This window comes from Rhizobium sp. NPDC090275, from assembly GCF_044772225.1.
In the GTDB taxonomy this organism is placed as follows: Bacteria; Pseudomonadota; Alphaproteobacteria; order Rhizobiales; family Rhizobiaceae; genus Rhizobium.
In genome coordinates this window covers 188,277-200,319 of record NZ_JBIVYL010000011.1, presented here as the reverse complement: position 1 = coordinate 200,319, position 12,043 = coordinate 188,277, and the positions used below count along the sequence as shown (strand labels likewise).

The following is a 12,043-nucleotide window of genomic DNA, read 5'->3' as shown; positions in this document are numbered from 1 at the left end:
ACTATCAGCGCAGGGTCTCAACAGTCCGCTGTTGGCAGACCCAGCGTTTGCAATGTCCGCCAGCGTACCCAAGAACATGAACAACGGGAGGATGTTATACAGCCGACGAATTTAGGCATGCGAGCCATACTCGCAGCTTCATCCAATATCATTGAAGTCTCATGTCAGCCTTTGATCCGTCAACAACTCACAACCGGCTGCTCGCTAGTCTGCCGACGGCAGAATATAACGCTATCGCTGGTAACCTCGAGGCGATCGATCTTCGGCAAGGTTTTGTCGTTGTCGACGCAAATGGGCCAATCGATTATGTCTATTTCCTGTGTAGCGGTATCGGCTCGGTTATCACTGTCTCGGCGGATGGGAATCAAGTGGAGGCCGGGATGTTCGGGCGGGAGGGATTTTCGCCGACTTCAGCGGGCGTAGGAGGCGCCGTGAGCGTCCACGAGGTGCTTATGCAGGTCGCCGGCTGGGGCTATAGGATGACGGTGGATGCAACACTAGAGGCAATCTCGACCTATCCGACCTTCGCGAACCTCCTTGCTAGGTTCATCCAGACTTTCGCCACGCAGATTTCCTATACGGTTTTGTCGAACGTCAACTATCAGATAGACGTACGGCTTGCCCGATGGCTTCTCATGTCGCATGATCGTGTCGACGGCGACCAGATTTCGCTCACCCACGACTTTATCTCTTTGATGCTTGGTGTGCGGCGCCCGAGCGTTACCACCGCTTTGCATGTTCTCGAGGGAGAGAAATTCATCCGAGCGGAGAGAGGCCTGATTACAATCCGCAACAGACGTGGTTTGGAGGAGTTTGCCGGTGATTCATATGGCCGGCCCGAGGAAGAATACCGGCGCCTTATTGGAGCATTCTAGCGTTGTGCGACACCTGGCCGACCGATAGATTTAGTTCACGCAGCGTTCCTGGGGAAATCCGACTTGTTTCTGAAAATATTAGCCGCTTGCCGTCGTAAATCCGGTGCTGGGCTGAGCTGCGGCGGAGAACACTTAATAGGCTAGTGAGAACGTATAACTGCGATCATGGCCTGGAAAAATCACGCCGGTCGAACCGCACCTTGGTGCAGCAGCACGGCTGGTTGCCGCGGACCACGATCAAGTCGCCGCCGCTGGCTTGCGGGATTAGCTAAACTTGATCACGTCGCGAAATGGAACTGTGGCAAGGACGTTTCCCTTTTCATCTGTGATCTCAAATCGCATTCCGTCGATACGCTGATCATACAAAATAAGCTCCGCAACCATTTCTCTCGCGGATTTCGTCGCTTCCCATCGCGCTTCTTCGAGCGAGGGTAGGTCAATCCCCTCTTCGTCGATATCTAGGTTCTCATGTGAACGAACGTTGAAATAGAAGAGCATTTTTTCCTCCGTAAGCGGGTTAAACGAAGGCTAAGTGTTGGCGGTTCCATGGACACTGAATGTATCACATCAAGATGTTTTACGGCTTGTCGTTCGCCCCCGCCCCCAGTAAGCGCTCGAACTCGCGCTCAGGCAGGCCATAGCAACCAGCTGCAAATCGCTCGAGCCCTTTGCGGTTGATCACGATGATCGTTCCGCGGTTTGAACGAATGAGTTTGAGGCCTTCAAGGATGTGGAGCGCAGTTGTCACGCTCGGCCTACGGACACCGAGAAGGAAGGCGATGTATTCATGCGTGATCTCAAGTTGGTCCGCCGTCAACCGATCTTGGCACATAAGTATCCAGCGGGCCAGGCGCTTTTCGACCTGAAACTTAGCATTGGCGAGCGCGGTGTAAGCTACTTGCACGGCGAAAACGTGCATGAATTTGATGAAAGGGACTTGCATTGTCGCGCTTGAATTATTTACCGCCCGCATTCTTTCAACCGGTATACGATGTCCGCGGCCGGCGACCTGCATTTCTATCAGGTATGGCACCAATGTGTCGCCAATAATCGTTGATGTCGGCACAAATCCCTCGCTGCCGAACATACCAGCTTCTGCCTTCTTTCCATCAGGGAGCACGCTCAGCACGGCGCCGATTCCGCTTTCGGGAAAATAAACGTATTCCAGTAAGGTGTCAGGTCGTGCTATCGGATAACGGGAAGGCAATTCGACTTCTTCCAGATATGGAGCAAGAAGCGCGAAATCTTGGTAACTTAGGGATCGCAGAATTCGGTTCGACATCTGTGACTTTTTCATTTCGTTCGATCAACCCCAACTGTTGATGCAGATCGCCGCTATAAGCCGCATTATCAAATTGTCCCTAGTGCCGACATGACAAGGTATAATAACAAAAATGCTGGCAAGTCTTCGAAAAGGGCGCAATGATCCGGTCTAGTGAGTGGAGTGTTTTTCGCTCAAGGGACACGCACCCACTTTTCCGAACGACGCTCGACTTATTGCTTGGCATTGGCTCCCGCCTTATCGTCAGGCCACTTGGCCAGTCTTGAAACGCCGCTCATGCTTGCAAACAGAGACTTTCGCAGCCAGGCTGTCGCCTGTCGAGCTCCCACACCCTTGCCCACAACGCACAGCTGACACAAACATTTGTCTGGCGCCGGTTTAAGTCGCCAAGCTGTGAAGCATCAGTAGACCCAAACTGCTCAATTTTATACAGAAGTCAAATAATCATCTTTCATAATGCGTCAAACCTTTTGTGGCGACCGACGTTAGTTGGTTGAACCACAAAGGAGATCGGTTATGACACAGTTCGAAAGCGGACGAAAAGAAGAGGTTATCGAAACAGCGACCGAGGCGAGGCAAGGTAGTTTTGGACGCCCAGTCTTGGTAGTGCTGGTTTGCAGCCTGATCTTGGCTTTGTTGGCATGGGGAGGTGTTGAAATTTGGGGCGAAAGTACGGACACTGACCGTAGTGCACCGACATCCTCCAAACAGGATCCGATCAATACGCAGCCATCGGGACCGGCCGCCTTCGATGACAACGCGCCCGATGGCACAGGACGTCCGCCTCAAGCAACGGATCGTAGCCCGACCCCATCTGGGAATGGCGGCGGTCCCACTCAGGTCACAACGCCAAACGGCACGGAAAAAGTCAATTAGCAGCTCGCTAAGAGATCCTGCAGTGGGTGCGAGCCGTTGACGCATGCTTTCATCGCTCGTTAGTTTCGCGCGGCGAGTGCGTTGGTCATCACTTGATTAGTGCTTGCCGGGCTTGGTTATGGTCAGGTTGACACCCTCTCAAAGACGACGCGCTACGATTTCCTTGCCTCGTCGCATGGAGCTGACATCGCGACCATCGACCATCACTTGAACGAAGGGCTCGGTAAACCAGCGTCAGAAGGCAACAATGGCTGCCACCGCGAAAGCGGAGTTCAAATACCCCGCCATTCATTGATTGAGCCGCCAGATCAACTCGTGTCACTGCCGCGTGTAGCCAGTTGCCTGCACTGTCACGATCGATCACCTTTGCCGCCTCAAGGGAACTTTGATAGTTCCTAAGTGTTGAGATATTGAAGTGCTCGCGGAGGAACCGGTTATGTCATTCATGACGATCGATCGTTTGAAAATAACGAATCACCTTCTCAAGCGCCTTCCTGAAGCAACGTACGGATTACTACAGCCTCAGATGGAGCGGATGTCTTTGCCTGTGCGGTTTTCGCTCATAACTCCGAATCGCAGCACGGAATTCGTGTATTTCATTGAATCGGGAATTGCATCAGTGGTGGCTAATAGCGAAAGCGGGCAAAGCGTGGAGGTCGGTCATCTCGGCCGTGAAGCGATGGCCGGTGGGCATGTGATCCTCAAGGCGGACCGCACTCCAACCAGCACCTACATGCAGGTTGGGGGCGAAGGTATTCGTATTCCCGTCACGACTTTCGATAATGCGCTTGCCACCAGTGAAGACGCGCGCGCTCTCTTTCTTCGATACATGCAGTATCTTTCTATCCAAGTGGCTCAATCGGCCCTGGCGAACGCGCGCTACGACGTTCCGGCGCGTTTGGCGCGCTGGCTTCTGATGTCTCACGACAGGGTTGATTCCGATGATCTACCGCTCACGCACGAATTCCTGGCGCTAATGCTGGGCGTCCGACGCTCGGGAGTAACCGACCAGCTGCACATCGCCGAAGGGGTTCATGCGATCAAGGCCACGAGAGGTAACATCCGCATTCTGAACCGGGAAAAGCTGATGCAAATTGCAGGCGACTGTTATGGATTGCCGGAGCGTGAGTATGCGCGGCTCATCGCAGCGGGCAAGCCTGCGCCTTAGAATTCTGATTGGAAGACGGCCATGCCAGTCTACTATTTTCATGTCGTCAGCCGTAAGAGCAGGGCTGGACACGCAAGAAAAATCGAGGACTTAGAGGGTACGGAATGCGCCGATCCGTGCGCCGCGAGAGTGGAGGCGATTGCTAGTGCACGTGATCTTATGGCGCATGCTATCCTCCAGGGATGGGACATCTCCTCAAGATCGATCGAGGTCTACGATGCTGACGGAAGTGTGGTTCTGACGCTGCCCTTCCGCGAAGCTATCAACGAGGCCGAATAGTTGCGTTCAACGGCTTACGGAACAGCTCTTCGTAGATCTGTTCCGGTGTTCCGTAGCTGCCTGCCGCGATTGCCTCAAGTTTTTGCCGGTCTAGGATGCGAACATTTCCTCGGGTCGCCCTAATGGCATGGATCCCCTCAAGCACATGCAGTTCGTTAGTAATGCCGGAGCGGCGCACGCCAAGCATCAGCGCGAGAAATTCGTGGGTCAGCGGAAGGTCGTGGCTAAGTAGCCTGTCATGCACCATCAGCAGCCAACGGGATAGCCGTTCGTTGATGCTGTAACGGGCATTCGCTAGCGCGGAGTTCGCAAGTTGAAGCGCGGCGTAGTGATTATATCGCAGGAGCAGTTCGAGGAACAGCGCATCTCTGTCGGCGATCTTGCGCAAACAATCTGTCGGCAACGCATATCCATATCCGGCCACTTGCATGAAGGTCCTATTCGGAGTCGTGTCAGCCCCCAGCACGGTATGAGCCGCGGACATACCTTCAAAGCCAATGTGCCCGACCTCCACGCTTTCGCCATCCGCGCTCATGGCGATCATAGATGCGAGTCCGCTCTCGATGAAGTATGCATGTAACGGCCGTTCATTGTTCTCGACCAGGACCTTTCGCGATGGAAGTTCGACAGGTGTCAGATGCGGGATCAGAGCCGACAGACTGTTGTTAGGAAGGGCGCTTAAGATTCTGTTCCTAATATGCGCCAATTCAATGCCTGCCATTGCCATCCCCGAGTCACCGATTAACCGGCTCCAGCGGCGACAATAGTCGGGAATGGCATGTCAATTCCATAGGGGCCACGCATCTGTGCGGTTTCGACAATTTCATACCGAATGCGCTAAGCCATTGCTTCTACGGGACTTGCACTGTCATCTTTGCTTTGGAGAGCGGCGGTTGCCCGGTCGTACGTGCGTGTCAAGCGGGTGACCATCTCGGGATGATAAACGCGACTTCACACTGTCACGAAGGCGCGGACTAACGCGATTATATGCCTCGGTTTATCAAAATCAGAACTCAATGCTCTTCAAGGTCGACCGGCCGCCGATGACGCCGCCCCACATGGGCGGCGACGTCGCCCTATCGTGGTGAGCGCGACCTAGCTATCGACAGGGAGCGTCAATCGGTCGCTTGCCACGAAGGGACCTGCGGGCGAGCCTCGGCTTTGAATTCAGTGTTCCCCGCCGGGCGTCCGACTATGAATTAGATTTAGCCTTACAGCGACAGGCCGACGATTGGCTTACTTGCGAGTGGCGTCGATGTTTAGGCCAGCCCAATCGATAGGTCCCTCATCGCCGAAAAGACCCGTGCGAAATGCACGGGCCTGTTAATCGTGTTAGGAAGCTTAGACAGGTGGAGCGGCGCCGCCGTGGAGCGCGCCGAGCAACCATAGAACGATCAGGATCACCACGATCAGTCCCAGTACGCCACCTAACCCTCTGCCGCCGTAGCGCCCATGTGCGTAATATCCTCCGCCTCCGCCCAGCAGTACCAAGATAATCACGATAATAAGAACAGTGCTCATGTGCTTTTCAACCTCTATTCCAATGACCTATGATTACCCAACGCGGCCGATGTCATGAAGTTCCGCCTGTGGTTGAAACTAAGGTCACGCCAAATCGCGATCGTCAGCCGAGCAACCACTGTAATGGCGAGTTGATTTCCTAGTCCGCCGTGCGGCCAGGTCCCTAATGCAACGCGTTGCGCAGACACATCGAGGTCGGGCACACGTGCCGGTCAGGACACGGGTAGCGAAGAGCTCGTCTCATCTGAGATTAAATGAGTGAGGTGCAGCCTTAGACCGTCCAAGACGAACTGATGCGCTGTTCCGTACGTTTCCCAGGCGCGTACGAACGGGCGACGGGCACGTAAGATTTGGTTGTTGGCTCGTTATGGATATTGATAGCTTTGCGGTACGGACGATATCTCGGCCATTGGGAGGAGTCGGACGAGGTCGATTGGCGCGGGTTCATCGTTGGACACATCGCGACGGCAGTCAAGGGCTTCACGCACGCTTTGAATGGTATCCCAATCTTCGGGGAAACAGCTCTTGATCATCATTCGCGTCAATGGGCTAGTCTTTCGCGGCTGGGCTTCGCCCTTGTAGTGATACTATACTGCTACGCTGGTTTGACCCTTGATCCCAGTCGAGTGGCCAGCGTGGGCAAACGCGCTAGATTGCATCCGTCAACCACTCTTTGCCCGCGTACTTTAATTCTTTATTACAACGTTTTCGGCGCCATTCGGCATCTGCAACCTTGTCGGCGCCCAGCACCGTCGAGTAAAGTTGCCATTCGTCGCCGATCTTCGAGCTGGGCTTCACCGTCTCCGTCGCCAGAGTATCGGCACGATCGAGACACGATAGGAAAACTGACGATGGAAACCTTAATGTCCATGACAGCGCTGGTTTCCGCGGCGCTTGCGCTTTTGTGGCCGACGCGGTTGTCGACCGTGGCCGCCCTTATCCTGAACGGTGCGGCATCGGCATTTGGGTGGTGGAACCTGATATCATGAAACAAGATATGGCTCGACCGCCAATTGCGAGAGGTCTCGACACGGACAAGTTTCTAGCAGGTATCGCAAGAGGAATTGCCGGCGCACTTCTCTTTGCCTTACCCATGCTGATGACGATGGAGATGTGGGAGCTAGGATTTTACATGGACCGCATGAGGCTGCTAATCCTCATGGTCCTCAACGTGCCACTACTCATCGTCCTCTCGGACCGCGTCGGTTTCGAATACACCACAAACTGGCGCGAAGCTATCAGGGATGCGAGCATTGCCTACTGCCTCGGTATAGTCGCAAGCGGACTGATACTCGTTGTGATCGGCGTTATAACGCCCGATAATACACCTCACGAGATCGCTGGCATGATCGCCGTGCAATCCGTACCCGCTAGCATTGGCGCGATGCTTGGACGGAGCCAATTGGGTGGGCAGTCCCAACAGGACGATAACGACAGTGACGATCCGGTGCGCGAACGCGGAACCGGCTATGGAGGGGAATTGTTCCTCATGGCCGTTGGAGCGCTTTTCTTGAACCTGAATGTTGCGCCAACGGAGGAGATGATCCTTCTATCCTTCAAAATGACGCCTTGGCATGCCGTCCTCATAATTGTGGCTTCCCTCGCGCTCATGCACGGATTTGTTTACACGCTCTCATTTCGAGGGAGCCACGACCTTGCCGAGGGAACGCGCAGCTGGCATGCCTTCGTGCGCTTCACCATCCCGGGTTACGTCATCGCTGGATTAATCAGCGCATTTTGCCTGTGGACATTTCACCGCACTGACGGCGTCGGAGCTACAGAAATATTGATGATGATCGTCATCTTGAGTTTTCCTGGTGCGATCGGCGCTGCGGCCGCCCGCTTGATCCTGTAGGAGCCCAAAAAAATGACGAAAACGACTGTTGCCGCAAACATCGAAACGAACAAACCTCATTGGATAGAGTGGGCAACGGGGGCTGTGTCTGCCGTTGTCGTCCTTACGGTTATCATCTGGATCGGCAAGGACGCGTTGACGGATCGCGACACGTCCCCTGACCTTGAAGGTGGCGTTCTTCGAGTTGAAGAACGCAGTCATGCATTTCAGGTACTCTTTGAAGTCCGAAACGGTTCGAGCCAGACCGCGTCACAAGTAGCCGTAAGGGGAGAAGTGTTGGAGGGGTCAAAACTGTTGGAAACGGCTGAGACGATCCTTGACTATGTTCCCGGCCACTCGAAGGTCGTGGGCGGCCTGCTGCTCCAAAACAACCCGCATGGGAAGACGATTTCCATCAGAGCCACCTCGTTCAATATGCCATAAGCGAATGACTATGGACGCGTAGACGACAACTGGTTGAGCGGCGAAGCGGTGGCTGAGTTTTTGAGCCGCAGCTTAGGCGCAGTGTGACAACCGCTGATGGTTGTGCGTTAACGCGCTCTGCGAACATCCGCCCCGGGCGAACCGGTCCAAAATTGCCACAAGATGCCGTTTATTACGCGCCGGGCGCCAACTCGCGGGACGCCGCGAGGCTTGTTTGGAAGAAGCGGTTGGATGACGCTCCATCCGAAATCAGTCAGGTCGATCCGGCGATGGGTCATCTGAGGCCTCCAAATCAAACCCTCATTGAATCAAAGCCCTGTCGGCGTGTGAACCCCGTTTACGACTGTAGGGCCTAATCGGGCACTTATCGCCGGCATAGGCGACCTGTGTTTGAGGATGACAGGGCAACGGCAAGTGCAAGGGCGCCCGGATATCAAAAAAACCCTCGCGCATATCTGCACCTACCTGTCGCCGTAAGCGCCCGATCTTCGCATTTGCCTCGAGCGGAGATGTACTTACTGCATGCTACAGTACCAGGCACCTCATTACATATCGACTTTTTCATTGTCACCCATGTCAGGCCTCGCATTTTCTAACGCGGCTGCTGCCATCTTGATATAACTCACGATCGTACCAGGACTGCTCCAATACTCGGCAAATGATGGGGTAACTTTGAGCACCCGAATAGCCGGATCATCTGGGCTATCCCACCAAGCCTTGGCAGGCGTTGACCAAAGCTCGGTGATGCGCTCGCGGTCATTGCTAATCTCCGCCAATCCCGATATCGACACATACTTGTGTCCCTTGCTGTCGGCGAATGCCAGGCAGACATGTGGGTTGTGCGCAATCTCTTCATCTTTGTGCGCGTTCACATCGGTCAGGAAATAGAAAGCGTTCTCCAAGCGCTCGGGATGCGCGGCCATCGGCCGCGCCCGAAGATCGCCCGAAGTTTCGGTTGTTAACATGCAAAAGCCAATCTTCTCAGCAAGATTCCAGACGGTGTCGAGGTGGTTGATATCTGTCATAGTTACCTCCAAATTTATTCGTTAACGGCCCATGGCAGTCGAGGTTCCGTACACACGTTAGCGATACCTCTTGCAGGCGCTGACTAGCGCTCACCGTCACGTTGATGACCAGGCGGTAAGCAAAATAGACTACGGCCACATGTCCGCCGAATTAGCGGCTATCTGCATCACTTTACATCCGCGATCTCCTCGATGATCCTCGCGCAAAAAGCTGGAAGGTCGCCCGGCTTTCGGCTTGTCACCAAACCTTTGTCACTCACCACCTCCTGATCGATGCATATGCCGCCCGTGGCGTGTCTGAATGGCAACAGTATGAGAAATGAGGTGTGTATAGCCTTGTGCGCTATTCCAATCAGCCGCGGTCTATATAGGTACCAATCGGTTTCGAACCGAGGTCCTGAATGCGTATCATTTTTTTGTTTGTATTGCTTGCGTTATCGTCTTGCACACGTCCAGGTCCGGAAACGTTGACGTTGGTCAGCCGACACACGGGGCAAAAAACGGTTACTATCCTCGTGGCCTCCGTCCGGGTTCCCTCTCACACCGTTCCGTACGCGTTTACCGCTGGGCGCGCGGACAGATTGCGTTATCTAAAGGTCACGGTTGCTATCCCCCCGGGGCACAAGCCTCCCAACATAGAGTGGCCGAAAGGAACGCCCGATCCGACGAAAGCCTTCGCGGTTGTCGGCAGGGAGGAACTCAGTCAGGCCCAGTTTGTGGCCGAAACTAGATCAGAGGGCGCTGCGGGCATCTTTGTCCACGGCTACAACTACAACTATCAGGAGGCGCTTTATCGCCTCGCTCAGATTACGGCCGACTCCGGGATGACTGGTTCGCCAATTCTTTTTGACTGGCCGTCTCAAGCTAGTATTACGGGTTACGTCGCCGATCGAGATTCTGCCGCGTTTGCTCGCGACGATCTGGTTTCCGTTCTTACCGTTCTCGGGCAATCTAACGTTAAAACGACGATGTTGGCACACAGCATGGGAGCATGGTTAGCGGTGGAATCAATCCGCCAACTCAGTCTCATGGGAAGAAGAGATGTCCTCAGGAAGGTAACCCAGCTCATTCTGGCGGCGCCCGACATCGACGTCGACCTGCTGCGCAAGCAACTCGCCGCGACGCAACCGCTGTCCCAACCCATTGTCATCCTGGCCTCAAAGGACGATATGGCCCTATCCCTGTCAAAACGACTAGCAGGTTCGGCGGCCACCGCCGGCTCGCTTGACATTGCTGAACCTAGGACCAAAATGCTTGCTAAGGAGAACAATCTGGAGATCATTGACATTTCCTCACTGCCATCCCTAGAAGGTACGAACCATGATCGTTTCGCAGCCTTGGCGGCTGTTTATCCCCAGCTTCAAAATACGGGTGAGCCTAACCCCGTGGCTGGTACGGGTGCTCTCGTACTCAATGGAGCGGGTGCGATCGTGTCGGCCCCACTTCGAATTGGTGGAACCATTCTCGCAAAGTAGATGATCAGAGAGTGACCGAGATAGCCTAGGTGCAGATGAGATCGGCTAAATATGGCTCCATCCAAATTTCCGCGAAAAGCCCGCCGGTTGGTGATCGGGTGACGGGCACCGGAAACACACAACGCTTGCAACGCGGAAGAGGAGAACGCCCCCACACGGCCAGCCATGTGGTGGGGCGTTTTGCTAACCATTATACAAGCGGCCCTCGATCCATCGGGAAAATATCTTCTTCTTCATCGCGCTGCCTACCACCGAAGGCTGCAGCGGCGCTCGAAACAAAGGCGCCAATGAGGAGAGAGATAGAGCCTATCAACGCCGTTGTTGCGGTGGCTTTCCGGGCCTTATCGGCGGCGGCCTGGGCTGCAACCTTGGCGTCGTCGATTTGTTTCAAGACCGTGTCGACGCGGGCACGGGCATCGGTCTCCGATAAACCGGTACGCGCTGCGACAATGCTAGCTATGTACGCCTTGTCGCCATCTGGCACCTCACCTTTGGCCGCATCGTTCAAGAGTATACGTGAGACTTCCGCGGATGCGGCTCCATCGTCCCTCGACGCATTCGCTGCGACGCGTTCTGGACGCAAAAGGGCATCAGTGAAGTAGGAGGTCGAAAGATCCGTCTTGGATAGCGAAGATGAACCGACGGCCGTCCCCGCGGCGCCCGCTGCCGTTGCCGCTGCACCGGCGGCATTTGCCCCCGCCCCGGCCAGCGAAGTTAAGGATGACGTTAGAAAGCCTACAACAAAGACGGTCGCCACGGCCCAGCTAATGAATCCGTGAGCCGTATCGCGGAAAAAGACCTCGTCAGTATGGGCTGACACCCATTTGGTGCGAAGTCGGCCTGTCAGATAGCCGCCGAGAGCTGAGGAAAGCCACTGGACTACGACCAGCCAGATCGCAGCCGTCACGCCAACCGCTGCGGCGGAACTGCTTTCGCCTGACCAAGGCGAAACCATAGTAAGGCCAACGCCTGAACCGAGAAGCAATAGGATTAGCATCGTGCCGACTGCCGCGAAGGCACCACCCAAAATAGATCCCCACGACATCGCGGACTTGGAGGACTCGAGTGGGACGGTTTCATTTGCTTGCGAAAGGGACATCATTGTCTCCTATCGCATGAATAACGCGAGAAGAATAATGATTGGCAATGGCACACCAAGAAGCCAAAGTAGAATTCCGCGACCCATAATCAAATCTCCCATTAGATTTATGATTGCGACTTCGTAACGTCGAGGTCGCGCAATGGTTCCGAAAATCAGCCGCGC

The 12,043-nt window shown here is 54.8% G+C and carries 15 protein-coding genes and 1 pseudogene; 8 read left to right on the top strand and 8 right to left on the bottom strand.

Translation table 11 applies throughout. From position 1 onward, the window contains the following. Positions 1-161: 161 nt before the first annotated feature. Positions 162-875, top strand: coding sequence for a Crp/Fnr family transcriptional regulator (locus ACIQUB_RS25200; RefSeq protein WP_402933392.1), 714 nt, complete (start codon positions 162-164; stop codon positions 873-875). A 264-nt stretch (positions 876-1,139) separates the two neighbouring features. Here ACIQUB_RS25200 and ACIQUB_RS25195 read toward each other — a convergent pair whose 3' ends face one another. Together ACIQUB_RS25195 and ACIQUB_RS25190 are read right to left on the bottom strand one after the other, a co-directional pair. Next, the gene (locus ACIQUB_RS25195) at positions 1,140-1,373 is read right to left on the bottom strand and encodes a DUF6894 family protein (RefSeq protein WP_113238804.1); all 234 of its coding nucleotides are present in this window, start codon (positions 1,371-1,373) and stop codon (positions 1,140-1,142) included. A 79-nt stretch (positions 1,374-1,452) separates the two neighbouring features. Then, entirely contained in the window at positions 1,453-2,172 is a 720-nt protein-coding gene (locus ACIQUB_RS25190) for a Crp/Fnr family transcriptional regulator (protein ID WP_402933388.1), read from the bottom strand. A 501-nt stretch (positions 2,173-2,673) separates the two neighbouring features. Between ACIQUB_RS25190 and ACIQUB_RS25185 the strand changes: the two genes are divergently transcribed. From ACIQUB_RS25185 to ACIQUB_RS25175, 3 genes are all read left to right on the top strand, one after another. Beyond that, a complete protein-coding gene (locus ACIQUB_RS25185; protein ID WP_402933385.1) occupies positions 2,674-3,033 on the top strand; it encodes a hypothetical protein in 360 nt (119 codons plus the stop codon). Positions 3,034-3,469: 436 nt separating this feature from the next. Then, complete coding sequence (locus ACIQUB_RS25180) at positions 3,470-4,201, top strand: Crp/Fnr family transcriptional regulator (RefSeq protein WP_402933382.1); 732 nt, start codon at positions 3,470-3,472, stop codon at positions 4,199-4,201. A gap of 21 nt (positions 4,202-4,222) precedes the next feature. Further along, positions 4,223-4,480: a DUF6894 family protein gene (locus ACIQUB_RS25175; RefSeq protein WP_402933380.1), complete on the top strand. Its 258-nt coding sequence runs from the start codon at positions 4,223-4,225 to the stop codon at positions 4,478-4,480. On the opposite strand, the gene ACIQUB_RS25170 is transcribed toward ACIQUB_RS25175, so the two are convergent. Together ACIQUB_RS25170 and ACIQUB_RS25165 are read right to left on the bottom strand one after the other, a co-directional pair. After that, a complete protein-coding gene (locus ACIQUB_RS25170) occupies positions 4,464-5,201 on the bottom strand; it encodes a Crp/Fnr family transcriptional regulator (protein ID WP_402933377.1) in 738 nt (245 codons plus the stop codon). The two genes, ACIQUB_RS25175 and ACIQUB_RS25170, sit on opposite strands and share 17 nt — an antisense overlap. Before the next feature lie 620 nt (positions 5,202-5,821). Next, positions 5,822-6,001 carry a DUF3309 family protein gene (locus ACIQUB_RS25165; protein WP_018902708.1) on the bottom strand — a complete coding sequence of 60 codons (180 nt, stop codon included), beginning with the start codon at positions 5,999-6,001 and terminating at the stop codon, positions 5,822-5,824. Positions 6,002-6,864: 863 nt separating this feature from the next. Here ACIQUB_RS25165 and ACIQUB_RS25160 point away from each other — a divergent pair. The 3 genes from ACIQUB_RS25160 to ACIQUB_RS25150 are packed head-to-tail and all read left to right on the top strand — an operon-like array spanning position 6,865 to position 8,279. After that, the gene (locus ACIQUB_RS25160) at positions 6,865-6,990 is read left to right on the top strand and encodes a hypothetical protein (RefSeq protein WP_402933374.1); all 126 of its coding nucleotides are present in this window, start codon (positions 6,865-6,867) and stop codon (positions 6,988-6,990) included. Further along, the gene (locus ACIQUB_RS25155) at positions 6,987-7,856 is read left to right on the top strand and encodes a TIGR02587 family membrane protein (protein WP_402933371.1); all 870 of its coding nucleotides are present in this window, start codon (positions 6,987-6,989) and stop codon (positions 7,854-7,856) included. Before ACIQUB_RS25160 ends, ACIQUB_RS25155 begins: the two co-directional genes overlap by 4 nt. Before the next feature lie 12 nt (positions 7,857-7,868). Then, positions 7,869-8,279 (top strand): hypothetical protein, encoded by a 411-nt coding sequence (locus ACIQUB_RS25150; RefSeq protein WP_402933368.1) that lies wholly within the window; start codon positions 7,869-7,871, stop codon positions 8,277-8,279. Between the two features lie 122 nt (positions 8,280-8,401). Here the strand turns inward: ACIQUB_RS25150 and ACIQUB_RS25145 are convergent. The 3 genes and pseudogenes from ACIQUB_RS25145 to ACIQUB_RS25135 all read right to left on the bottom strand — a co-directional run. Beyond that, positions 8,402-8,557, bottom strand: a pseudogene (locus ACIQUB_RS25145) (transposase); the annotation flags it as partial. A 267-nt stretch (positions 8,558-8,824) separates the two neighbouring features. After that, positions 8,825-9,304 (bottom strand): pyridoxamine 5'-phosphate oxidase family protein, encoded by a 480-nt coding sequence (locus tag ACIQUB_RS25140; RefSeq protein WP_402933366.1) that lies wholly within the window; start codon positions 9,302-9,304, stop codon positions 8,825-8,827. A gap of 167 nt (positions 9,305-9,471) precedes the next feature. After that, a complete protein-coding gene (locus ACIQUB_RS25135; protein WP_402933479.1) occupies positions 9,472-9,618 on the bottom strand; it encodes a DJ-1/PfpI family protein in 147 nt (48 codons plus the stop codon). 87 nt (positions 9,619-9,705) lie between these two features. On the opposite strand from ACIQUB_RS25135, the gene ACIQUB_RS25130 reads away from it, so the two are divergent. Further along, a complete protein-coding gene (locus ACIQUB_RS25130) occupies positions 9,706-10,779 on the top strand; it encodes an alpha/beta hydrolase (RefSeq protein ID WP_402933363.1) in 1,074 nt (357 codons plus the stop codon). 190 nt (positions 10,780-10,969) lie between these two features. Here ACIQUB_RS25130 and ACIQUB_RS25125 read toward each other — a convergent pair whose 3' ends face one another. Then, the gene (locus ACIQUB_RS25125) at positions 10,970-11,878 is read right to left on the bottom strand and encodes a hypothetical protein (protein ID WP_402933360.1); all 909 of its coding nucleotides are present in this window, start codon (positions 11,876-11,878) and stop codon (positions 10,970-10,972) included. Between the last annotated feature and the right edge of the window lie 165 nt (positions 11,879-12,043).

What these genes read in the sequence shown, in the direction of transcription:
- ACIQUB_RS25200 (WP_402933392.1), top strand. Translation starts at nt 162, where the DNA reads ATGTCAGCCTTTGATCCGTCAACAACTCACAACCGGCTGCTCGCTAGT.
- ACIQUB_RS25195 (WP_113238804.1), bottom strand. Translation starts at nt 1,373, where the DNA reads ATGCTCTTCTATTTCAACGTTCGTTCACATGAGAACCTAGATATCGAC.
- ACIQUB_RS25190 (WP_402933388.1), bottom strand. Translation starts at nt 2,172, where the DNA reads ATGAAAAAGTCACAGATGTCGAACCGAATTCTGCGATCCCTAAGTTAC.
- ACIQUB_RS25185 (WP_402933385.1), top strand. Translation starts at nt 2,674, where the DNA reads ATGACACAGTTCGAAAGCGGACGAAAAGAAGAGGTTATCGAAACAGCG.
- ACIQUB_RS25180 (WP_402933382.1), top strand. Translation starts at nt 3,470, where the DNA reads ATGTCATTCATGACGATCGATCGTTTGAAAATAACGAATCACCTTCTC.
- ACIQUB_RS25175 (WP_402933380.1), top strand. Translation starts at nt 4,223, where the DNA reads ATGCCAGTCTACTATTTTCATGTCGTCAGCCGTAAGAGCAGGGCTGGA.
- ACIQUB_RS25170 (WP_402933377.1), bottom strand. Translation starts at nt 5,201, where the DNA reads ATGGCAGGCATTGAATTGGCGCATATTAGGAACAGAATCTTAAGCGCC.
- ACIQUB_RS25165 (WP_018902708.1), bottom strand. Translation starts at nt 6,001, where the DNA reads ATGAGCACTGTTCTTATTATCGTGATTATCTTGGTACTGCTGGGCGGA.
- ACIQUB_RS25160 (WP_402933374.1), top strand. Translation starts at nt 6,865, where the DNA reads ATGTCCATGACAGCGCTGGTTTCCGCGGCGCTTGCGCTTTTGTGGCCG.
- ACIQUB_RS25155 (WP_402933371.1), top strand. Translation starts at nt 6,987, where the DNA reads ATGAAACAAGATATGGCTCGACCGCCAATTGCGAGAGGTCTCGACACG.
- ACIQUB_RS25150 (WP_402933368.1), top strand. Translation starts at nt 7,869, where the DNA reads ATGACGAAAACGACTGTTGCCGCAAACATCGAAACGAACAAACCTCAT.
- ACIQUB_RS25140 (WP_402933366.1), bottom strand. Translation starts at nt 9,304, where the DNA reads ATGACAGATATCAACCACCTCGACACCGTCTGGAATCTTGCTGAGAAG.
- ACIQUB_RS25130 (WP_402933363.1), top strand. Translation starts at nt 9,706, where the DNA reads ATGCGTATCATTTTTTTGTTTGTATTGCTTGCGTTATCGTCTTGCACA.
- ACIQUB_RS25125 (WP_402933360.1), bottom strand. Translation starts at nt 11,878, where the DNA reads ATGTCCCTTTCGCAAGCAAATGAAACCGTCCCACTCGAGTCCTCCAAG.